The organism is Streptacidiphilus albus JL83 (assembly GCF_000744705.1).
GTDB lineage: Bacteria > Actinomycetota > Actinomycetes > Streptomycetales > Streptomycetaceae > Streptacidiphilus > Streptacidiphilus albus.
Window position 1 is genome coordinate 2,375,478 of sequence record NZ_JQML01000001.1, and the last position, 21,422, is coordinate 2,396,899.

At 74.0% G+C, this 21,422-nt stretch carries 23 protein-coding genes; 9 read left to right on the forward strand and 14 right to left on the reverse strand.

Annotated elements, in window-relative coordinates; all coding sequences use genetic code 11:
* Entirely contained in the window at positions 1–807 is an 807-nt protein-coding gene (locus tag BS75_RS10275) for a site-2 protease family protein (protein WP_034088004.1), read from the forward strand.
* A gap of 43 nt (positions 808–850) precedes the next feature.
* On the opposite strand, the gene BS75_RS49200 is transcribed toward BS75_RS10275, so the two are convergent.
* Together BS75_RS49200 and npdG are read right to left on the reverse strand one after the other, a co-directional pair.
* Entirely contained in the window at positions 851–1,012 is a 162-nt protein-coding gene (locus tag BS75_RS49200; protein WP_169790797.1) for a hypothetical protein, read from the reverse strand.
* A 138-nt stretch (positions 1,013–1,150) separates the two neighbouring features.
* Positions 1,151–1,891, reverse strand: a complete 741-nt coding sequence (npdG, locus tag BS75_RS10280) for an NADPH-dependent F420 reductase (protein WP_034088005.1) — start codon at positions 1,889–1,891, stop codon at positions 1,151–1,153.
* 182 nt (positions 1,892–2,073) lie between these two features.
* On the opposite strand from npdG, the gene BS75_RS10285 reads away from it, so the two are divergent.
* Positions 2,074–3,450: an MFS transporter gene (locus BS75_RS10285; RefSeq protein WP_081982226.1), complete on the forward strand. Its 1,377-nt coding sequence runs from the start codon at positions 2,074–2,076 to the stop codon at positions 3,448–3,450.
* A gap of 7 nt (positions 3,451–3,457) precedes the next feature.
* Here BS75_RS10285 and BS75_RS10290 read toward each other — a convergent pair whose 3' ends face one another.
* From BS75_RS10290 to BS75_RS10315, 6 genes are all read right to left on the reverse strand, one after another.
* Entirely contained in the window at positions 3,458–4,129 is a 672-nt protein-coding gene (locus BS75_RS10290; protein WP_052069317.1) for a hypothetical protein, read from the reverse strand.
* Positions 4,126–5,523 (reverse strand): DUF58 domain-containing protein, encoded by a 1,398-nt coding sequence (locus BS75_RS10295; RefSeq protein ID WP_034088006.1) that lies wholly within the window; start codon positions 5,521–5,523, stop codon positions 4,126–4,128. The genes BS75_RS10290 and BS75_RS10295 overlap by 4 nt, the downstream gene beginning before the upstream one ends.
* A complete protein-coding gene (locus tag BS75_RS10300) occupies positions 5,520–6,515 on the reverse strand; it encodes an AAA family ATPase (RefSeq protein WP_408022525.1) in 996 nt (331 codons plus the stop codon). The genes BS75_RS10295 and BS75_RS10300 overlap by 4 nt, the downstream gene beginning before the upstream one ends.
* Before the next feature lie 119 nt (positions 6,516–6,634).
* The gene (locus BS75_RS10305) at positions 6,635–7,183 is read right to left on the reverse strand and encodes a hypothetical protein (protein WP_034088007.1); all 549 of its coding nucleotides are present in this window, start codon (positions 7,181–7,183) and stop codon (positions 6,635–6,637) included.
* Positions 7,180–8,226: a DUF4129 domain-containing protein gene (locus tag BS75_RS50160; RefSeq protein WP_231607737.1), complete on the reverse strand. Its 1,047-nt coding sequence runs from the start codon at positions 8,224–8,226 to the stop codon at positions 7,180–7,182. Before BS75_RS50160 ends, BS75_RS10305 begins: the two co-directional genes overlap by 4 nt.
* A gap of 227 nt (positions 8,227–8,453) precedes the next feature.
* Positions 8,454–8,645 (reverse strand): hypothetical protein, encoded by a 192-nt coding sequence (locus BS75_RS10315; RefSeq protein ID WP_034088008.1) that lies wholly within the window; start codon positions 8,643–8,645, stop codon positions 8,454–8,456.
* A gap of 122 nt (positions 8,646–8,767) precedes the next feature.
* On the opposite strand from BS75_RS10315, the gene map reads away from it, so the two are divergent.
* A complete protein-coding gene (gene map, locus BS75_RS10320; RefSeq protein ID WP_034088009.1) occupies positions 8,768–9,616 on the forward strand; it encodes a type I methionyl aminopeptidase in 849 nt (282 codons plus the stop codon).
* Between the two features lie 21 nt (positions 9,617–9,637).
* Here map and BS75_RS10325 read toward each other — a convergent pair whose 3' ends face one another.
* Positions 9,638–10,351: a bifunctional DNA primase/polymerase gene (locus BS75_RS10325; protein ID WP_034088010.1), complete on the reverse strand. Its 714-nt coding sequence runs from the start codon at positions 10,349–10,351 to the stop codon at positions 9,638–9,640.
* A 114-nt stretch (positions 10,352–10,465) separates the two neighbouring features.
* Between BS75_RS10325 and BS75_RS10330 the strand changes: the two genes are divergently transcribed.
* Complete coding sequence (locus BS75_RS10330) at positions 10,466–10,678, forward strand: hypothetical protein (protein ID WP_034088011.1); 213 nt, start codon at positions 10,466–10,468, stop codon at positions 10,676–10,678.
* A gap of 18 nt (positions 10,679–10,696) precedes the next feature.
* Here the strand turns inward: BS75_RS10330 and BS75_RS10335 are convergent, their stop codons facing one another.
* The 4 genes from BS75_RS10335 to BS75_RS10350 all read right to left on the reverse strand — a co-directional run bounded on the left by BS75_RS10335 (position 10,697) and on the right by BS75_RS10350 (position 14,367).
* Positions 10,697–11,266: a hypothetical protein gene (locus tag BS75_RS10335; RefSeq protein WP_034088012.1), complete on the reverse strand. Its 570-nt coding sequence runs from the start codon at positions 11,264–11,266 to the stop codon at positions 10,697–10,699.
* A gap of 113 nt (positions 11,267–11,379) precedes the next feature.
* Positions 11,380–12,021, reverse strand: coding sequence for a response regulator (locus tag BS75_RS10340; RefSeq protein ID WP_034088013.1), 642 nt, complete (start codon positions 12,019–12,021; stop codon positions 11,380–11,382).
* Between the two features lie 4 nt (positions 12,022–12,025).
* On the reverse strand, positions 12,026–13,513 hold the full coding sequence (locus BS75_RS10345; protein ID WP_081982228.1) for a sensor histidine kinase: 1,488 nt from the start codon (positions 13,511–13,513) through the stop codon (positions 12,026–12,028).
* Positions 13,514–13,626: 113 nt separating this feature from the next.
* On the reverse strand, positions 13,627–14,367 hold the full coding sequence (locus BS75_RS10350; protein ID WP_231607738.1) for a TetR/AcrR family transcriptional regulator: 741 nt from the start codon (positions 14,365–14,367) through the stop codon (positions 13,627–13,629).
* Between the two features lie 11 nt (positions 14,368–14,378).
* Here BS75_RS10350 and BS75_RS51410 point away from each other — a divergent pair, with 11 nt between their 5' ends.
* The 5 genes from BS75_RS51410 to BS75_RS51415 all read left to right on the forward strand — a co-directional run bounded on the left by BS75_RS51410 (position 14,379) and on the right by BS75_RS51415 (position 20,243).
* Entirely contained in the window at positions 14,379–14,969 is a 591-nt protein-coding gene (locus BS75_RS51410) for an MEDS domain-containing protein (protein WP_081982229.1), read from the forward strand.
* Positions 14,970–15,125: 156 nt separating this feature from the next.
* On the forward strand, positions 15,126–16,571 hold the full coding sequence (locus BS75_RS10360) for an aldehyde dehydrogenase family protein (RefSeq protein WP_042440620.1): 1,446 nt from the start codon (positions 15,126–15,128) through the stop codon (positions 16,569–16,571).
* A gap of 46 nt (positions 16,572–16,617) precedes the next feature.
* On the forward strand, positions 16,618–17,703 hold the full coding sequence (locus tag BS75_RS10365; protein WP_034088015.1) for a Zn-dependent alcohol dehydrogenase: 1,086 nt from the start codon (positions 16,618–16,620) through the stop codon (positions 17,701–17,703).
* Positions 17,704–17,818: 115 nt separating this feature from the next.
* Positions 17,819–19,432, forward strand: coding sequence for a peptide chain release factor 3 (locus BS75_RS10370; RefSeq protein ID WP_034088016.1), 1,614 nt, complete (start codon positions 17,819–17,821; stop codon positions 19,430–19,432).
* 277 nt (positions 19,433–19,709) lie between these two features.
* Positions 19,710–20,243: a LapA family protein gene (locus BS75_RS51415; RefSeq protein ID WP_197091924.1), complete on the forward strand. Its 534-nt coding sequence runs from the start codon at positions 19,710–19,712 to the stop codon at positions 20,241–20,243.
* A gap of 21 nt (positions 20,244–20,264) precedes the next feature.
* Here BS75_RS51415 and BS75_RS10380 read toward each other — a convergent pair whose 3' ends face one another.
* Positions 20,265–21,404 (reverse strand): ABC transporter permease, encoded by a 1,140-nt coding sequence (locus tag BS75_RS10380; RefSeq protein ID WP_081982230.1) that lies wholly within the window; start codon positions 21,402–21,404, stop codon positions 20,265–20,267.
* Between the last annotated feature and the right edge of the window lie 18 nt (positions 21,405–21,422).

The window sequence follows — 21,422 nt, forward strand, 5'->3', positions numbered from 1 at the left end:
ATGACCTTCAGCCACCACCACCCGCACTCCGAGCGGCGGATCAGCACGATCTTCCTGGTCCTGCTCGCCGTCATGGCCGCGTCCGGCTACGCGCTGTGGGCGAACTGGGGCAGCAGCCCCCGGGTCGGGGTCTTCATCTTCGTGGTGGCCGGCTGGCTGGTCTCGCTCTGCCTGCACGAGTACGCCCACGCGCGGACGGCCCTGCACAGCGGGGACATCTCGGTGGGGACCAAGGGCTACCTCACCCTGAACCCGCTGAAGTACACCCACCCGATCTACAGCTTCGTGATGCCGCTGGTGTTCATCATCCTCGGCGGGATCGCGCTGCCGGGCGGAGCGGTGTTCATCGAGCGGGGCCGGATCCAGGGCAAGTGGAAGCACAGCCTGATCTCGGCAGCCGGACCGCTGACCAACGCGGTGTTCGCCCTGGTCCTGCTGCTGCCGCTGAGCCTCAGCGACCCCCTGAACACCGGTCACGGCTACTTCTTCAGCGCCCTGGGCTACCTGGCGCTGCTCCAGGTGATGGCGACCGTCCTGAACCTGGTGCCGATGCCGGGCCTGGACGGCTACGGGATCGTCGAGCCCTGGCTCTCCTACGAGAACCGGCGCGCGTTCGCCAACCTGGCCCCGTACGGGATGATGATCATCTTCCTGCTGCTGTGGAACCCGACCATCGGCGGCTGGTTCTTCAACGACGTGATCTACGTGATCCTCGGCTGGTTCGGCCACTCCGACGTGTACGCCAGCGCCGGCTCCGGCCTGTTCCACTTCTTCAACTTCAACCTCGGCAGCATCTTCGGCCACTGAGGCCGAACTGCGGGCGACACGGCGGGTGTCGGGTGGCGGGCGCTCAGACCCGGCTGCGGCGCCACTGGACCCAGCCGATGTTGCTGGACAGGCCCGCCAGCAGCACCCAGCCCAGTCCGAGCCAGAACCCGGCCAGGACCGACACCACGGCGGCGACCAGCGCCAGCGCGGCCAGGGTGAACGCAAGCAGGGCGAAGCGGGGCATCTCAGGACTCCAGGGACGGACCGGGCGGGGCGGGGCGGTGCGCGGCCGAACCACCGGTCCGGCCGTGCACCATTGTCGCCGACGCCCCGCCCGGAACCGCGCAGGGGTCCCCGTCGCCGTCCCGGATGTCGGCGGGTCTCAGACGTCGGTGATCCGCAGCCCGGCGTGGGCCTTGTAGCGGCGGTTGACCGAGATCAGGTTGGCCACCAGCGACTCCACCTGGTGGGCGTTGCGCAGCCGCCCGGCGAACACGCCGCGCATCCCGGGCACCCGCTCGGCCAGGGCCTGGACGGCGTCGGTGGCCGCCCGCTCCTCGCCGAGCACCAGCACGTCGATGTCGACCTCCTCGACGCCCTGGTCCAGCAGCAGCACCGCCGAGAGGTGGTGGAAGGCGGCGGTCACCCGGGAGTCCGGGAGCAGCGCGGCGGCCTGCTGGGCGGCACTGCCCTCCTCCGGCTTCAGCGCGTAGGCGCCCTGCTTGTCGAAGCCCAGCGGGTTGACGCAGTCGACGACGATCTTGCCGGCCAGCTCGGCGCGCAGCGAGGCGAGCAGCTCGGCGTGGCCCTCCCAGGGGACGGCCACGATCACGATGTCGCTCTCCGCCGCCGTGGTGGCGTTGTCCGCGCCGCGCACGCCGAAGCCCAGCTCCTCGGCCTTCTCCTGGGCGCGCTCGGCGCTGCGGGAGCCGATCACGACCCGCTGGCCGGCCTTGGCGAGCCGGTAGGCGAGGCCCCGGCCCTGCGGTCCGGTGCCGCCCAGGACACCGACCACCAGGCCGGAGACGTCCGGCAGTTCGTACGGGCTGCGGGTGGCGCCGGGGGCGGCGGCGGAAGCGGATACGGGGGCGGGGGCGGCGGCGCCGTCATCGGTTGCACTCATGCGCGCATCCTCGCATCCGTCGCACCGTCAGGCGATGCGTCCGGCATCACACCCGCGCCGGACCGGTCGGCCGCAGCGGCGGTGCAGTGGCGGAACACCGGCGGGAGCAGCGGCGGGGCACACGTGGGAGCAGCGGAAATCCATTTGCCGGACGGGCGGCGCCCGGGTGAGGATCGGGCATCGTGACCCCGAACGCCCCTGCCTCCCGAAGATCGCGGATTCGCCGCCTCGCCTCCCAGCTCAGCGTGGACCTGTCGCCCTGGCACAGCTCCCGCGACTTCCGGCTGCTCTGGAGCTCCGGCGCGATCACCATCGTCGGCAGCTACCTCACCCTGGTCGCGGTCCCGCTCCAGCTCAAGCAGCTGACCGGCTCCTCGCTCGCGGTCGGGCTGATCGGTGCGGTCGAACTGGTGCCGCTGATCGTCTGCGGGCTCTGGGGCGGGGCGCTCGCCGACGCGCTGGACCGGCGGCGGCTGGTCCTCTACAACGAGGTCGCCCAGGGCGTCTGCGCGGTGCTGCTGCTGGCCAACGCGCTGCTGCCGCACCCGATGGTCTGGCCGCTCTACGCGATAGCCGCGCTCAGCTCGGCCTTCGGCGCGATCCAGCGTCCCTCGCTGGACGCGATGACCCAGCAGATCGTCCCGCACGACCAGCTGACCGCCGCCGCCTCGCTCAACTCGCTGCGCTGGAACGTCGGCGCCATCGCCAGCCCGGCCCTGGCCGGGCTGATCGCCACCACCGCCGGCGTGTCCGTGGCCTACGGGCTGGACGCGGCGACGTTCGTGGCGTCCGTGCTGCTGATGTACCGGCTGCGTCCGGTGCCGCCCTCCGCCGGGGCCGAGAAGCCCTCGGTCCGGGCGATCCTCGACGGGCTGCGCTACGCCCGCAGCCGTCCCGAACTGCTCGGCACCTACGCGGTGGACCTGGCCGCGATGTTCTTCGCCATGCCGACCGCGCTCTTCCCCTTCCTCGCCGACCGGCTCCACGCGGACTGGTCGTTGGGGCTGATGTACGGCTCCTTCGCGGTCGGCGCGCTGGTGGTGACGCTGACCAGCCGCTGGGCCTCGCGGGTGCACCGGCACGGGCGGATGGTGGTCTGGGCGGCCATGGGCTGGGGCGCGGCCATCGCCGGGGCCGGGCTCAGCGGCGATGTCTGGCTGGTGCTGCTCTGCCTGGCGGCGGCCGGCGGCGCCGACATGGTCAGCGGGCTGTTCCGGTCGACCATGTGGAACGGCAGCATCCCGGACGAGCTGCGCGGACGGCTGGCCGGGGTCGAGCTGCTGAGCTACTCGGCGGGTCCGCAGCTGGGCCAGGTCCGGGCCGGCGGCACCGCCTCGCTGATCGGCGTGCGCGGCTCGATCTGGGTCGGCGGCCTGGCCTGCGTGGCGGCGGTCGGCGCGCTGGCGGTCTCGCTGCCGGCGCTGATGCGCTACGACGCCCGCACCGACCCGCACGCCCTCGCCCTCCGCGCCCACCGCGCCGGGGCGACGGCCGGGGCCGCGCCCGAGCCGGCCGGGGCCGAACCCGCGCCGGCCGGGGCGGCGCAGCCGGTGGGCTGATCCGGCGTCAGCGGCGGGGGTCGGTGCGGCGCAGCCGGAGCACGGTCGCGGCCGTGGCCACCGCCGCGATCAGGGCCAGCGCGGCCAGCAGCCGGGCCCAGGCGCCGCCGCCGTGGACCGGGAGCAGCGCCGCGGCCAGCACCAGCGCGCTCGCGCCGACGGCGGCCAGCAGCACTCGCGGGCGGCGCAGCAGCCGCGCGCCGGGCGGGCCGGCCACCACGCCGTCCAGCAGCAGCAGGTAGCCGAGCAGCAGTGCGGTGTCGACCGCGGCGAGCCAGCCGGGCGGCCGGTTCACGGCGGCCACCAGCACGCTGCCGAGCACGAACGCGGTGTTGCGGTGCCGGAGCAGCTGGATCCGCCAGCGGAAGTCGCCGCCCGTCGGCCGGGCCGAGAGCGGGGGCGCGGCGACATAGGCCGCGGCCAGCGCGCACAGCGGCAGCAGCAGCCGGAGCGCGCTGCCGGCGAACCAGGCCGTCGGGTCGGAGACGGCGACGGCGATCAGGCAGCCCAGCAACCGCATCGGCCAGGCGAGGTCGTCGGCCGGGCGTGGGCTCGCCCAGAGGTCGGCCTCGGGCGTGGCGCCGCCGGGCGCGGTCGGCGGCGGCGGAACGGCAGGGCCGGGCGCGGGGACGGGCGCGGGGACGGGCGCGGGGACGGGCGCGGGCGCCGGGGCGGTCAACTGACTCTCCCTTGGATCCGGGTCCGCAGCAGCGGGGCGAGCGAGAGGTCGAGGGTCTCGCCCTCCCAGGGGACGACCGGGATGCCCTTGTCGACCAGGCTGTAGCGCAGCGCCTGGCGGTCCAGCCGCCACAGCCGCAGGGCGAGCTCCTGGATGCTGTCGTTGGGGTTGACCCGCGGGTCGGCGATCGGGATCTCCACGATCACCACCGGGTTGCCGCGTTCCGCCAGACCGCCGAGGACGTCCATGATCCGCGGGTCGGCGAGCGAGGTCACCGCGTAGACCAGGGCGCTGTTGGGGATGGCCGGCGGGGGCAGCCGGTTCAGGTCCGGGGTGGAGAAGGTCAGGTCGCGGCGGACGTCCAGGACCGCCTGCACCAGCCGGTAGAAGTGGGCGTCGCCGGTGCCCGGCTGGAGCCAGTTGAGCCTGCCGCCGACCGAGACGATGCCGACCCGGTCGTGGCTGTGCAGATAGGTGCGGACCAGTCCGGCGGCGACCCGCAGCGACTCGTCCAGGCTGGACCTGCCGACCGGCTCCGGGCCTGCGATGTCGCAGAAGGCGTCCAGCAGCACCACCGCGTCGGCGGCGCGCTCGGCCGCGAACTGGTTGACCTGGATGCTGCCGCGCCGGGTGGTGGCGGCCCAGTGGATCCGGCGCTGCCGCTCGCCCCAGACGTGCGGGCGGACGCCGACGACCTCGATGCCCTCGCCGGTCTGCCGGGCGGTGTGCTCGCCGAGCCGGTCCGGCAGCCGGACCGGGATCGGGGTGAAGCTGCCGTCGGCCGGCATCGGGAAGACCTCTATCTCGCCGAGGTCGGCCCGGACGGTGCGCCGGGTGAGGCCGCCCGCGTCGTAGAGGTCGAGGTCGACCACGCCCAGCGTCCAGCGGCCCCAGCGGCGGGCGGTGTAGCCGAGGGTGACCACGGGCCCGTCCACGTCCACCGAGACCAGGTCGGTGCCGGGGCCGAGCGAGACCCCGGGGTCGACCCAGCCGACGACGCCGTCGAAGACGGCGGTGACGGTGACGACCACCCGCTCGCCCTCGAAGCAGCGGCGCGAGGGCACGTCCGCCACCACCCGGACCCGCTGCGGCTGGGCGTCGTCGGTGGCGGCGACCACCAGCAGCACCAGCGGACCCGCGGCCAGCGCGAGCAGCCACGGCTGGCCGGTCACCAGCGCCAGCAGCACGGCCAGCGCGGTCAGGCTGGCCAGCCGCAGGGTGCGCGGCGCGGCCCGCCACTCGGTCGGCCGGAGGCTCGGGGCCTCGGCGTCGTCGGCCTGCCGGCCATCGCTGCCGAGTGCCCGCAGCACCTCCGGCGCGGGCGGGGCGGTGCTGCCGGACCGGCGCGCCCGGGCGGCGGCCACCGACCGGCGCTCCGGGGCGGGGCCGGTCATGCCGTGCGGGGGGTGGTGCGCGGCGTCGGGACGCTGTCGACCAGCCCCGCTATCACGTCGTCGGAGCTGATCCGACGGACCCAGAGCTCGGGGCGGAGGCTGATCCGGTGCGCCAGCGCGGGCACCGCGACGGCCTTGACGTCCTCCGGGGTGACATAGTCGCGGGCGGCCATCACCGCGCGGGCGCGCGCCAGTTGGACCAGGGCGAGGCCGCCGCGCGGCGAGGCCCCGACCTGGATCTGGGCGTGCTTCCGGGTGGCGTCGATCAGCGCGACGATGTAGTCGACCAGGTCGTCGTCGATCTCCACCCGCTCCAGGCTGGCGCGCATCGCCAGCACCTCGGCCGGGTCGGTGTGGGCGCTGAGCACCGCCTCGGGCGCGGCCCGGTCCAGCCGGCGGCGCAGCATCGCGGCCTCGTCGGCGACCGGCAGGTAGCCCATCCGCACCCGCAGCAGGAAGCGGTCGAGCTGGGCCTCGGGCAGGGTGTAGGTGCCCTCGTACTCGATCGGGTTGTCGGTCGCGATGACCACGAACGGCGAGGGCAGCGCCCGGGTCACGCCGTCGACGCTGACCTGGGCCTCGGCCATCGCCTCCAGCAGCGCGGCCTGGGTCTTCGGGGGCGTCCGGTTGATCTCGTCGGCGAGCAGCAGGTGGGTGAAGACCGGACCGGGCCGGAACACCATCTCACCGGTGCGCTGGTCGTAGATCGGCGCACCGGAGACGTCGGAGGGCAGCAGGTCGGGGGTGAACTGGATGCGGCTGAAGTCGAGGCCGAGCACGGTCGCGAAGGACCGGGCGAGCAGCGTCTTGCCGAGTCCGGGCAGGTCCTCGATCAGCACGTGGCCGCCGGCCAGGACGCCGAGCATGACCAGTTCCAGCGCGGCGCGCTTGCCGACGACGGCGCGCTCGACCTCGTCGAGGACGGCGTGGGCGCGCACGCCGGCCTGCTGGGGCGTCAGGACGGTGGCGTCCTGCTGGCTCACGGGGGACACGGTGCTCCTTGGAGGACTGATCCGCGGATGGTCGCGGGGCGCGGCGGCAGCTGGTGTGGTGGCAGGGGGTGCGGTGCCAGGGGGTGCGGTGGTGGGGGGTGCGGTGGCGGGCGGCTGGGTCACAGCGCCTCCAGCCGCTCGACCAGGGCGATGATCAGCCGGTCCGGCAGCGGTCGGCGCAGCGCCGGGTCGACGCTGACCGCCCCGCCCGCCGCGTCGGTGCCGAGCCGGGGCCGGGCCGGGTCGATCCACGGCCACAGCTCCGGGCCGACCAGTGCGGCGGCGCGGACCGGGTCGGTGTGGATCGAGATGCCGTGCCGTTCGGCCAGCCGCGCCCCGTAGAGCCGCTGCAGCAGCGGCCTGAGGTGCAGTTCGTAGCCGAGCAGCGACTCGCGGGCGTCCTCGACCGCGGCGTCCCAGTAGCGCAGGGTGGGTTCGCGGCTCTTGACCAGCTGGACCTTCCGCCGGTAGTTGCTGTCCACGGCGTCCGCGCCGGCCACGTACCTGGCCCCGGCCAGGGCCGCCGCCGCCAGTACGCCGGCGCCGGTCGCCGCCGCCGGGAGCCCGCCGACCAGGGCCAGCATCACCTCGGCGCCGACGGCGGCGCTGACCAGGACGGTCAGCGCCTCCCGGACGATGCCCATCTGCGGGACGCGGCGCGGGTTCACCGGGTCACCGTCCGCTGCCCGGCGCCGGCCGAAGCGTCCACCGGGGCGTCGGCGGGGGCGTCCGGGCGGTCGACCTCGGCCGACCAGGCCGCCGCCTGTTCCTCGGCCTCGGCGCGGCGCCCGGCCAGCAGCGCGCCGATCGCGTCCAGCGCGCCCCGGGCCCGTTCCAGCTGGTCGCGCCCCATCGGGTGGGTGGAGTAGCGGGCCTCGCGGAAGAGGTCGGCCAGCGCCTCCGGGGCCGGGCCGGTCAGCAGTCCGGCCCCGGCCGCGCGGGCCAGCAGGTCCGACGGGCTGTCCGAGGCGTGCCGGCCCACACCGTTGGCGGTGAGCGAGGTCTCCATGGCGGCGTAGCAGGCGATCACTGCGGCCCGGGTGTCGTCGCCCTGGAGGGCGGTCCGTCCGGCGCTGACCGCCTCGGCGAGCCGGACGTCGTCCGTCTCGGCGGCGGCCGGCGCCGAGGAGGCGACCAGGACGGACCGGTTGAGGATCCGGAACCGCCGGGCGAACAGGAACACCCCCATGATCAGGATTCCGGCGAGGAACACGATCAGCAGGATGCGCAGGATCGGCAGCAGTTCCATGGTGTTCGGCGCGTGGTTGTTTCCCTGCGGGACACCGTTGTTCGGCACCGGGATACCGGGCGGACGGCTCGCCACCGGCTGGGGCGGCGTCGGCGGCTGCTCCGGCTTGCTCGGCAGTCCGCTGCCGATGACCGCCAGGCTGATCACGGTCGCGCCGATCAGGGCGAGCGTGCCGAAGACGACGACCGCGGTGATCCGGTCCTCGCGGGCGGTCATCCGCGGGCGCTCGTCCTGCCGGGAGCGGTAGGTCATCACCGTGGGTATGCCCGCGACGAAGGCGAAGATCGCGAACAGCAGCCACTCGTGGGCCAGCGGTCCTTCGCCGAAGACCGGCACCGCGGAGGTGGCGTGCAGGCAGAGCGCCGCCAGGGCCAGTCCGACGGCGAGGGCCAGGCCCAGCAACGGTGCCGCGCCGCGCAGTCGGAGACCGTCCGGCCGCCGTCCACCTGTCCCACCCGTCACGCCGTCCGCCACCCGTGTGCCCCCACGCCCGTCCTTGCCCGACCGCACGGCTCCGTGCACGAGTCAGTTGCTTGGGCCACCCTGGCACGTCCGACGGCCCAGCGCCAAGGCCATGCCGGGTTTGTCCAGTTGGACGGGAACCTCCCCGCTCCGGGCAGGCGCCCCGACCGGTGCGCACCCGAACCGCCGCACTTCGGCCCGGCGGCCGGGGCTCACCCGTGGGACCGTCACTTCCAGCGGGGGTCGTTGTCCCAGGACTCGTTGCGCTCGCGCGCGGTCTCCAGCGCGCGCTCGGCCTCGGCCTGGGTCGCGTACGGACCGAGCCGGTTCCGGGCCGGGCAGACCATGCCCTGCTCGGCGGTCTTGTGCTTGAGGCAGTAGTACCACTGGTCGTCGCTCGACCCACTGCTGTCCGTCATCGCGTCGTTCTCCCTCGGTCGATCGGCCGCGCGGTTCCTCGGTCGACCGCGCCGGTCTCCCTCAGGATGCTGCCCCGGACCGCTCCCCGCACGCCTCGACCACGATCGTTAGACTGAGGTCCATGGCTCCCCTGGTTCCCGGCACCCTGTCGCCCACCCGCAGCGTCCCCGCCCGCATCCCGCGCCCGGAGTACGTCGGCCGCAAGGCGCCCAGCCCCTACACCGGCCCCGAGGTGCAGTCGGCCGAGACGATCGAGAAGATGCGGATCGCCGGGCGGATCGCCGCCCGCGCCATGGACGCCGCCGCCGCCGCGATCGCGCCCGGGGTGACCACCGACGAGCTCGACCGGATCGCCCACGAGTACATGTGCGACCACGACGCCTACCCCTCGGACCTCGGCTACCGGGGCTTCCCGAAGTCCATCTGCACCTCCGTCAACGAGGTGATCTGCCACGGCATCCCGGACTCGACCGTGCTCCAGGACGGCGACATCGTGAACCTCGACGTCACCGCGTTCATCCACGGGGTGCACGGCGACCTCAACGCGACCTACCTGGTCGGCGATGTCGACGAGGAGTCGAAGCTGCTGGTGGAGCGCACCAGGGAGGCCACCCGGCGCGGCATCGCGGCGGTGCGGCCCGGACGGCAGATCAACGTCATCGGCCGGGTCATCGAGTCCTACGCCAAGCGCTTCGGCTACGGCGTGGTGCGGGACTTCACCGGGCACGGGATCAACACGTCGTTCCACTCCGGCCTGATCGTGCCGCACTACGACAGCCCGCACGCGACCACGGTGATCAAGCCGGGGATGACCTTCACCATCGAGCCGATGCTGACCCTCGGCACCTACCAGCACGACATCTGGGCCGACGGTTGGACCGTGGTCACCAAGGACCGCAAGCGGACCGCCCAGTTCGAGCACACGATGGTGGTCACCGAGACCGGCACCGAGATCCTGACCCTGCCCTGACGCCCACCGCCCGGACGTCCGCTAGCCGATGAACCAGTGCTCGCCGACCGACACCGCGCCGACCGCGGTGCACGCGTCGGCGAGCAGGTCCAGCACCCGCAGCGGGTCCGGCAGCTGCTGCTCCGGGCCGCGCACCCAGGTCACCGACGAGCCGTCGGTCAGCCGGGACGGCGGCACCAGCACGTAGCTGCCCCGGGTGTGCCAGCGGATGCCGGGGTGCTCGGTCAGGTTCTCCGGGTCGGTGTCCAGCTCGGAGGTCCACCACTCGTCCTCGTCCAGGCTGGACCGGGTCGTGGTGAAGAAGAGGTACCGGTCCTCGCCGACGGCGGCGACCGGCCCGGGTACCACCCCGAGCTCGTCCATCCGCTCCAGCGCCAGCCGGCCGGCCTCAGCCGGGACGTCCAGCACGTCGTGGGCGCGGCCGGTGGCGGTGACCGCGTTGGCCAGCGGGTCGCGCGACAGCCAGCGGGCGACCTGCTCGGCGTCGACGGTGGCCATCGACTGCCAGGCGAAGGACAGCGGGTGCTGCGCCGGGGCGGGACAGCCCATCCGGTCGCAGGAACATCGGTAGTCGACCGGGTGCGCGGCCGGGGCGACCGGGAACCCAGCCCGGGTCACGGCGAGGAGTCCCTCCAGCCGCGAGGCGCGCTGCTCCGCGTCGGCCGTGGCGACCGTCTCGGCGTCCGTGCCGGACCGTCTGCGCCACCAGTTGCTCAGCCTGCCCGCGGATTCCATCGAGCCCCTCTCGCCTCTGTACGCGCACCGGGGTTACCGGGGTGCGTACAGAGCAGGATACGGGTGTGTCGGAGGTGTGATGAGCGCGGGTCGCGGAAGTGCGAAACTGACCGCATGCGACAGGTGAGGACCGAGTTCGTCGGGGGACCGTGGGACGGCCGGGTACGGCCGGTCGCGGTGAACCTCGCCGAGCGGGTTCCGGCGGAGTACCTGGTCGAGCTGCCCGCCCCGGAGGGCGGGCCGGTCCGGGTGGTCGTCTACCGCCGCGAGGCCTCGCACGGGCCCGACGGCCGGCGGCGCTGGCGCTACGTCTTCGTGAGCGACTGACCGCGGCTGCGGCTGCGCTCAGCTGCTGACCATCTGGGTCAGCTGCCCGGCCGAGGGGACGTTGTCGGTGACGGTCGCCCCGTTCGCCGCGCCGGCGCTCTTGATGCTGTTGATCACGTTGTTGCCCTGGTTGAAGTCGGCGTCGGTCGCGGTGCCGCCGCGCACCTTGCTCGCCAGCCCCTTGAGGCTCGCCACGCTCGCCGACAGCGCGCCCGTCGCCTTGGACAGGGTCGGGTCGCCCTTGGCGTCGGTCAGTGCGGCCGAGAGCCGGTTGTAGGTGAACGCCCCGGCCAGACCGCCCTTGACCAGCGCGAGCGTCCGGCCCTTGGCGCCGCTCTTGAACGTCCCCGCCTTGAAGGGCTTGTAGAGCCACTGGTAGAAGGCGCCGGCCGCGAGGCTCGCATTGGCCACGAACTTGGTCTTGGCGAACTTCACCGCCTCGGCGCTGCTGGTCGGCGAGGCACTGCTGGTGGCGGCGCTCATGTCGGTGGCGGAGTTGCTGGACTTGCTGGAGCAGGCCGGGACCACCAGCAGCGAGACGGCCAGCGTCCCGGCGGCGAGGGAGTTGCGGAGCAGCGGGGTCGACACGGAAGTCCTCCGGAGGTGTTCGTGGATCGTGTGACCACGCTCACACGCCCTCCGGGGGGCGGCGAGCCGCTGCCGCCCGAACGGGTGAGCGGACGCTCACTCCGGGTAGCCGCTCAGCCCAGGTAGCGCAGCACCGCCAGCACCCGCCGGTGGTCCGCGGCGTCGACCGGGAGCTGCAGCTTCAGGAAGATGTTGGCCACGTGCTTCTCCACCGCCCGCTCGGTGACCACCAGCAGCCCGGCGATGGCCGCGTTGGAGCGGCCCTCCGCCATCAGTCCCAGCACCTCGCGCTCGCGCGGGCTCAGCGCGTCCACCGTGCTGCGGCTGGGGCTGGCGCCGACCAGCTGGCCGACCACCTCCGGGTCCAGTGCGGTGCCGCCGGCCGCGACCCGTTCCAGCGCGTCCAGGAAGTCGCGGGCGTCCAGCACCCGCTCCTTCAGCAGGTAGCCGACACCGGCCGCGTTCCCGGCCAGCAGCCGACCGGCGTACTGGGTCTCCACGTACTGGGAGAAGATCAGCACCGGCAGCCCGGGCTGCCGTTCCCGCAGCTCGATCGCGGCCCGCAGGCCCTCGTCGGTGTGGGTCGGCGGCATCCGGATGTCGGAGACCACGATGTCCGGTCCGTGCTCCGCGACGGCCGCCCTCAGCAGCTCGGCGTCGGCGACGGCGGCGACCACCTCGTGGCCCTCGTCCTCCAGCAGTTGGACCAGTCCGGCCCGGAGGATGGCGGTGTCCTCGGCCACCACGATGCGCATACGGCTACCTGCTTCCCATCTCGATCTGGACAGTGGTCGGTCCCCCTGGCGGGCTGTCCACGGACATCTGCCCGTCGACGGTGCGCACCCGCTCGGCCAGGCCGCGCAGCCCGCTGCCCGCACCGGACAGCACCGCCCCGCCCCGGCCGTCGTCGGTGACCAGCAGCCGCAGGCCCTCGCCGGCGCCGGCGCCGAGCAGGGTGACCGCCACGGCGCCGGCGCCGCTGTGCTTGGCGGCGTTGGTGAGCAGCTCGGCGGTGGCGAAGTAGAGCATGGTCTCGACCGAGGCCGCGGGCCGCCGGTCCAGCTCGGCCCGGACCGTCGTCGGCAGCGCCGAGCGGGCCGCGAGGGTGGTCAGGGCCGGCTCCAGACCGGCGTCCAGGGCCGGGGGGTGGATGCTGCGGACCAGCTCCCGCAGCTCCTGGACGATCTCCTTGGTCTCCTCGCGCGAGGCGCGGACCAGTTCCAGCGCCAGCTCGGTGTCGCCCTTGCCGAGCCTGGTCTCGGCCCGGCCGAGCCGCATCCCGAGGGCGATCAGCCGGGCCTGGGCCCCGTCGTGGAGGTCGCGCTCGATCCGGCGCAGGGTCGCGGCGGCCTCGTTGACCGCGTGCTCACGGGTCTCGGTCAGCTGGGCCAGCCGCAACGAGGTGGCGGAGGGCCCGAGCAGACGCGCCATCAGCCAGCGGTCGGCCAGGACCGGCCCGCGCTGCACCCAGGGCCAGGCGAGCAGCATCAGCAGTCCGACGGCGCTGACCGCGAACCAGCCGCCGACCGACCGGCCGTCCGTCACCGGCCCGGGGCGGACGCTCAGCGCCGCCTGGAGCGGGGCGAGCACCGGGCGGAGCAGCAGCGACAGCCCGTAACCCCACCACGCGAAGCCCAGCAGGAACTCGCCCAGGCCGAGCGGGAAGCGCAGGGTGCAGTAGCCGACGGCGCGCCAGGTCGACGGGTCCGCCAGGTGGTGGGTCAGGAAGCCCAGCACGCCGGGGCCGCGCGGCCGGCGCGGGGGCTCGTCGACGCGCAGTCGCAGCAGCCCCAGGGCCAGCCCCCGCTGCAGCTTGGCCAGGCCGCGGATCTGGGTGAGGAACAGCGGCAGCAGCGGGAACAGCACGATGCCGGCCGACAGCAGCCCCAGCACCGCGGACAGCAGCACGAAGAGCATCCCGAGGACCGCCAGCGGCAGGCTCGCCAGGGAGTAGAGCAACTCGCGCCAGGTGCGCGGGGCAAGGGGTTCCCGCAGCGCGCCCCCGATGATCCTCATGGGGATGATTCTGTCCCACCCGACGATCACACGTTGCGCTTCTCCAGCGAGATCCGGGCCACCAGGAACATCAGTTGACTTCCCGGCCCCGTTGGGGCCGAGGAACCCGGTCACCCGGCCCGGCCGCACCACGAACGACACCTGGTCGACGACGGTCCGTCCGCCGTGGCGGCGGGTCAGTCCGCGCGCCTCGACGGCCGCTCCGGCGCCTTCGTCCTGTGTACTCGTCATGGGCCCAGCCTGGCCGCCGCCGACCGGGCCGGACGAGGGGACTGGCACCCGTGTTCCGAGGTGGTGCCAGCACGAACTCCCAGGCTGCACCCCCGGCCGGGCCCGGTAGCGGGCTACGCCGGGTCGGCCGCCGGGTCGCCCGGACCGGTGCCGTAGCGGGCGCCGTGGAGCCGGGGTTCGAGCCCGATCCAGATCACCGACATCAGTCGGCGGGCGGTGTCCTCCGGGGGTTCCGGGCCGGTCTCCAGCACCCAGCCGGCCAGCGCGTCCGCCGCGCCGACGATGGCCTGGGCCACGGCCGCCGCCTCGCCCCGGTCGCGCCGGGAGCCGGCCTCCCCGGCAGCGTCGCCGCGCGGCTGCGGGACGGAGGCGCGGGCGGCCCGGCGCACCAGCGCCGTGACCGCGTCCACGACCTGACGGCGTGCCGCCGCCACCTCCTCGACGATGGGCTCGCCCTGCGCCCTGGCCTGCTGGTAGAGGACGATCCAGCTCTCGCGGTGCTCGGCCACGAAGGCGAAGAACGCGGTCAGCCCGCGCCGCAGTTGCTCACCGGTCTCCAGTCCGGGCTCGGCGGCCTGGGCGACGGCGGCGATCAGCCGGTCCGCCTCGCGCCGGATGCACGCGGCGAACAGCGACTCCTTGGAGCCGAGGTAGAGGTAGAGCATCGGCTTGGAGACGTCCGAGGCCTCGGCGATCTCGTCCATGGACGCCGCGTGGTAGCCGCAGCGGGAGAAGACGCGCACGGCGGCGTCGAGCATCTGCTGCTCGCGCTGGGCGCGGGGCATCCGCTTGGCCTTGGGCGGCGCTGCGGTGGCCCCGGCGTCCGGGGCGTCGGGGCGTACGTCCGGTCGCATTGGCTGAGTCTATGGCGTCGGCGTTGACGGCGTTGACGTGCGGGGGTGCGTCCGACGCGGCGGCCGGGCCGGTGGCCGGAACCGCCGCCTCCGCCGCGTGCGCGGCCGGATTTCGCCGAGCCGCGGACGGGGGCCGCCGACCCGGCCTAGATTGGGTCCACCGTTTGCCGACACCGCCCGTCGGCTCCCGTCCCCCCAGGAGGCCACGTGGCCGCCCGCCAGCCGCTGCACCGGTCTGGGCCTGCCGCTCGCGGGCCGAGGCGACCGCCTGGAAGCGGATGGAGTCGCAGCTCAACGCCCTGCTGACGGACACCGACATCTGGATGGTCTGCCCCTACGACTCCCGGATCGCCCGCCCGGACGTGCTGGCCGACGCCCTGCGCACGCACCCCGAACGGCTCGACGGCGACCGGGTCGCGGCCTCCCCCGACTACCTCGACCCCGCCCGGTTCCGGCCGCCGGGCCCGACCGCGCCGCCGCCGGGCCCGACCGCGCCGCCGCCGGGCCCGGCCCCGGCCAGGGCCTGTGGCTGGCCCGCCAGATCTGCGAGTCGGTCGAGGTCCACCCGACGGAGTCCGGCTGCACCGTCCGCCTGGAGCTGACCGGCACCCGCGCCCAGGAGCTGTAGCCGAAGCCGACCGGGTCGGGTACGTGAGCCGGAGCACGGCGTGGGGCCCTTGCGCCGGGGCCCGTCCGGGCATTGACTAGCACTGCTAGTTTTCAGCCCCGGCAGTGCAGCCGCGACGGAAGGACCCCCGGTGGAGCAGCAACCGCAGCAGCAGCAACCGCAGCAGCACCGCGATCAGTACATCGGCGGCGGTTGGCGGCCCTCGCTCGGGAGCGAGTCGATCCCGGTGCTGAACCCCGCCACCGAGGAGGTCATCGCCTCGGTACCGGCCGGGACCGCCGCCGACGTCGACGCCGCGGTGGCCGCCGCCCGGGGCGCAGCGCGCGCCTGGGGTGCGACCCCGCCGGCCCAGCGGCTGGAGCACCTGACCCGGCTGCGGGACGGCCTCGCCGCCCGACAGGCGGAGATCACCGGGACGGTGGTGGCCGAGCTGGGCTGCCCGCTCTCCTTCGCCACCCCCGTCCAGGCCGGACTGCCGCTCGCGGTGGCGCACTCGTACATCGAGATCCTCTCCGGGTTCGCCTTCTCCGAGCAGATCGGCAACTCCACGGTCCACCTGGAGCCGGCCGGGGTGGTCGCGGCGATCACCCCGTGGAACTACCCGCTGCACCAGATCGTCGCCAAGGTCGTGCCGGCCCTCGCGGCCGGCTGCACGGTGGTGCTGAAGCCGGCCGAGGACACCCCGCTGGTGGCCCGGCTGTTCGCCCGGATCGTGGACGGGGCCGGCTTCCCGGCCGGGGTGTTCAACCTGGTCACCGGGGTCGGCTCGGTGGCCGGCGCGGCGCTGGCCGGGCACCCGGACGTCGACCTGGTCTCCTTCACCGGCTCCACCGCCGTCGGCCGGCAGATCGCCGCGACGGCCGGCGCCGGGATCAAGCGGGTCGCGCTGGAGCTCGGCGGCAAGTCCGCCAACGTCGTCCTGCCCGGCGCCGACCTGGCCCGCGCGGTCAACGTCAACGTCGGCAACGTGATGTCCAACTCCGGCCAGACCTGCAGCGCCTGGACCCGGCTGCTGGTCCACCAGGACCAGTACGAGGAGGCCGTGGCGATCGCCGCCAAGGCCGCCGCCAAGTACGTGCCGGGCGACCCGGCGTCCGCGGAGACCCGGCTGGGCCCGGTGGTCAACGCCAGGCAGCGCGAGCGGGTGCGCGGCTACATCGAGACCGCGGTGCGCGAGGGCGCCCGGGTGGCGGCCGGCGGCGCGGAGGCCCCGGAGGGGCTGGCGACCGGCTTCTACGTCCGCCCGACCGTGCTGGCCGACGTCACCGCCGACATGACCGTGGCCCAGGAGGAGATCTTCGGCCCGGTGCTCTCGGTGATCGCCTACCGGGACGAGGAGCACGCCCTGGAGATCGCCAACGGCACCGCCTACGGGCTGGCCGGCGGCGTCTGGGCGGCCGACAACGACACCGCCGCCGCCTTCGCCCGGCGGATGGACACCGGCCAGGTGGACATCAACGGCGGCCGCTTCAACCCGCTGGCGCCCTTCGGCGGCTTCAAGGGCTCGGGTGTCGGCCGGGAGCTGGGCCGACACGGTCTGGAGGAGTTCCTCCAGCCGAAGTCGCTGCAGTTCTGAGCCACCGCCACCTTCCCCGTCCGACCTCCGGAAAGCCGAGATCCCCATGGTCCGTGCCGTCCTGCTCACCGATGTGGGCGCACCGCTCCAGATCACCGAGATCGACCTGCCCGAGCCCGGCCCGGGCCGGGTCCGGGTGAAGCTCGCCGCCGCCGGGGTGTGCCACTCCGACCTGTCGCTGTCCAACGGCGTGCTGCGGCCGACCACCCCGACCGTCCTCGGCCACGAGGGCGCGGGCACGGTCGTCTCGGTCGGCGAGGGCGTCAGCTCCGTCCGGCCCGGTGACCGGGTGGTGCTCAACTGGGCCCCCGCCTGCGGCCACTGCCACCTCTGCGGCCTCGGCGAGCCGTGGCTCTGCGAGAACCAGTACGCCGCCACCACCGAGCCCTACGCGGCGCTGCCGGACGGCACCGCGCTCTACCCCGGCCTGGGCGCGGCCGCCTTCGCCGAGGAGACGGTGGTGCACGAGAACGCCGTGGTCCCGCTGCCCGAGGGGGTGGACCTGGCCTCGGCGGCGCTGCTGGGCTGCGCGGTGCTCACCGGCTACGGCGCGGTCCACAACGCGGCCCGGCTGCGCACCGGCGAGTCCGCGGTGGTCTTCGGCCTCGGCGGCGTCGGCCTGGCGCTGCTGCAGTCGCTGCGGATCGCCGGGGCCGCGCCGATCATCGCCGTGGACGTCTCGCCGGAGAAGGAGGAGCTGGCGCGTCGGCACGGGGCGACCGACTTCCTCCTCTCCGACGAGCAGACCCCCAAGGCGGTCCGCAGGCTGACCGGCGGCCACGGCGCCGACCACGCCTTCGAGTGCGTGGGGCGCGGCTCCACCATCCGCGCCGCCTGGTCCTCCACCCGGCGCGGCGGGCGGACCACCGTCGTCGGCATCGGCGGCAAGGACGACCCGGTCGCCTTCTCCGCGCTGGAGGTCTTCCACTTCGCCCGCACCCTCAGCGGCTGCTGCTACGGCAACAGCGTGCCCGCGAAGGACATCCCGGTACTGGCCGAGCACGTCCGCGCCGGACGGCTCGACCTGGAGTCGCTGATCACCGACCGGATCACGCTGGACCAGGTCCCGGCGGCCTTCGAGCGGATGGCGGCGGGGCACGGCGGCCGCTCGCTGGTGGTCTTCGAGCCCTGACGGCCCCCGGAGCGTGACTGGGAACGGCCTGCCGGGACAAGATCATTCGACTCGGCGGGCAGTTCCTCGTTAAGGTGGTTCGTTCGCCCGCACCAGCCCAGGACCGAGGAATCACGTGAGCTCCGACCAGCCCGCCACCGCGACCCAGGTCCTGCAGGAAGCGGACCGGCGCCGAACCTTCGCCGTGATCAGCCACCCCGACGCCGGAAAGTCGACCCTGACCGAGGCGCTGGCCCTGCACGCCCAGGCCATCACCTCCGCCGGAGCCGTGCACGGCAAGGGCGGACGCAAGGGCGTCACCTCCGACTGGATGGAGCTGGAGAAGGAGCGCGGGATCTCCGTCACCTCCGCCGCGCTCCAGTTCGGCCACCGCGACCATGTGATGAACCTGGTCGACACCCCCGGCCACGCCGACTTCTCCGAGGACACCTACCGCGTCCTGGCCGCCGTGGACTGCGCGATCATGCTGGTGGACGCGGCCAAGGGCCTGGAGGAGCAGACCCGCAAGCTGTTCTCGGTCTGCCGCCACCGCGGCGTGCCGGTGATCACCTTCATCAACAAGTGGGACCGCCGCGGCCGCGAGTCGCTGGACCTGCTGGACGACATCGAGAACGTGCTCGGCATCACCCCGGTCCCGATGGTCTGGCCGGTCGGCAACGCCGGCAACCTCCGCGGGCTGGTCCAGGCCGCGGACACCGAGCAGATGCTGCGCTTCACCCGCGTCCCCGGCGGCACCCACAAGGCGGTCGAGGAGCGGCTGACCGCCGACCAGGCCGCCGAGCAGGAGGGCGCGCTCTGGGAGACCGCGCTGGAGGAGCTGGAGCTGGTGCTCTCCTCCGGCCCCGGCTGGGACGAGCAGGCCTTCCGGGACGGAAAGATCACCCCGGTCTTCTTCGGCGCAGCGCTCACCAACATCGGCGTCGGCCTGCTGCTGGACGCGGTCGTGGACCTGGCTCCCGAGCCCGCCCCGCGCCCGCTGGCCAAGGGCGGCACCCGGCCGGTCGAGTCGGACTTCTCCGGGCTGGTCTTCAAGATCCAGGCCAACATGGACCCGGCCCACCGCGACCGGATCGCCTTCGTCCGGGTCTGCTCCGGCGTCTTCGAGCGCGGCATGAACGTCACCCGCGCCGCCAGCGGCCGGGCCTTCGCCACCAAGTACGCCCACACCGTCTTCGGCGCGGAGCGCACCGTCGTCGACACCTCCTACCCGGGCGACGTGGTCGGTCTGATCAACGCGACCGCGCTGCGCGTCGGCGACACCCTCTACGCCGGCAAGAAGGCCGAGTTCCCGCCGCTGCCGGCGTTCGCCCCGGAGCACTTCGCGGTGGCCCGGCCCAAGGACATCAGCCGCTCCAAGCAGTTCCGCAAGGGCATCTCGCAGCTGGACGAGGAGGGCGTGGTGCAGGTGCTGACCTCCGACCGGCGCGGCGACCAGGCCCCGGTGCTGGCGGCGGTCGGCCCGATGCAGTTCGACGTCGTGCTGCACCGGATGGAGCACGAGTTCTCCTCGCCGATCGCGCTCGACTACCTGCCGTACAACATCGCCCGGGTCACCGACGCCGAGGGTGCGGCCACGCTGCACCGCTCGCGGCTGGTCACCGGCGAGGCGCTGACCCGCCGCTCGGACGACGTGCTGCTGGCCCTGTTCGGCGACAAGTGGCAGATGAACAGCTTCGTCCGGAGCAACCCCGACGTGAAGCTGGAGGCGCTGATCGCCACGGCCGACTGACCCGGGTCGGGGTCGGGGTCGGGGTCGGGACAGGATCAGGAGGACCGGGTCGGGGTCGGGGTCGGGACCGGGTGAGGGTCGGGTCGGCCTCGGCGCGGGGGCGGCGTCGGCCCGGCGGGCCGGTGGCACCCGGTCGGGTTGGAGATCGCCGCGACACACCCGGACACGGAGCGCGGAACGGGGCGTCGCGCGAGACTGGCTTCACCCCGTCGGGGTAGTCGAACGGTAACGCCATCGGGCGTCGCCCCGACCGCGCACCGCCCCGGAAGGACACGCCGTGACTTTCAGCTTCGGCAAAGCGAACAGATCGCCCGACGCGGAACAGCCGGGGACTTCGGAGGACGTGGCCGACCCGGCGCCGCAGCCGGAACCCGCCCCGGCGGTGCGGACCCCGGAGCCGGACCCCGCACCCGTCGACCCCGCCACCGACCCCGCCCCTGTCGGAGGACCTGCGGCCGCAGATCCCGCCCCCGCAGGGCCCGCGCCGGCCCCCGGGACGGTCGCGGCCGCACCGGCGCTGGAGCCGGTGCGGCGCACCCGGGTCGGGGCCCTGTGGATGTCGGTGATCCTGGCCGCCGTCGTGCTGGTGCTGCTGCTGGTCTTCATCATCGAGAACAGCGCCCGGGTCGACATCAGCTTCCTCGGCGTCCACGGCCACCTGCCGCTCGGCGTTGCGCTGCTGCTCGCCGCCGTCAGCGGCATCCTGCTGGTGGCGATCCCGGGCACCGGCCGGATCATCCAGCTGCGCCGCCAGGTGCGCCGGGGTCGGCGTGCCTACGCCGAGGACCGCTTCCCGACCCGGACGCCCTGACGACGGCCCTCCGGCCACCACTCACTCGGCGGTCGACTCGCCGCCGATCACCCGCGCCAGGAACAGTGCGATCAGGATGACGCCCCCGTCGATCGCCTCGATCCAGTAGTTGGAGACATTGGCCAGGTCCAGGATGTTCTGCACCAGGCCGAGCAGGATCACGCCGGTGGCCGCGCCGACCATGTTGCCGCGTCCGCCCTTGAGGCTGACGCCGCCGATGACCGCCGCCGCGAAGACCGAGAAGATGATCCCCTCGCCGTAGCCCTGCTGGCCGGTGACGGCCGAGACCCGTCCCGACTCCATCAGGCCGCCGATCGCGGCCAGCACGCTGCCCGCGACATAGACCCCGATCCGCACCCGGTCCACCCGGATCCCGGCCGCCCGCGCCGCGTCCGGGTTGCCGCCCACGGCGTAGATCGCCCGGCCGGTCCGGTGGTAGCGGAGGAACAGGCCGACCAGGACGAAGATCGCCACCGCGACGATCAGCGACACCGGGATCCCGCCCACATAGGCCGACCCCAGGTAGCCGAAGGCGGTCGGCAGCTGGAACAGGGTCTGCGCCTTGACGATGCCGTTCTGCAGACCGGCCAGCACGATCGTCATCCCGAGGGTGACGATGAAGCCGTTCAGCCGGCCCTTCACGATCAGCAGGCCGTTGATCAGCCCGATCACCGCGCCGGCCAGGACCAGTACCAGGATGCCGAGGTAGGGGTTGAGCATCAGGCCGTCGCCGAAGGAGGAGACCGGCAGGATCAGCCAGGCCGCGAGCATCGGCGCCAGGCCGTAGGTCGACTCCAGCGACAGGTCCATCCCGCCGATCATCAGGATCAGGCTCTCGCCGACGACCACCACGCCGAGCGCGGAGATCTGCTGGCCGACGCCGGAGAGGTTGGACACCGTCAGGAAGGCGCTGCTGACCAGCGATCCGACGATGAGCAGGATCACCAGCGCCGGGAGCAGCGCCGCCTGCCGCATCACGTCCACCGCCTGGATCCGCCGCCGCCCGGCGGGGGCGGTGGCGGGGCCGGGCTTCCCGTCGGGTGCGGGCTGCTGGTCCGGGGCTGCGGACTGCTCCGGGATCGCGGCCGCCGCAGCGGCCGGCTCGGCCGGGGTCGTGGTGTCCGGATCGGGGCCGGCCGTCCGGGGGGTGCCGGGGGTCATCGGGGTGCCTCCTGAAGT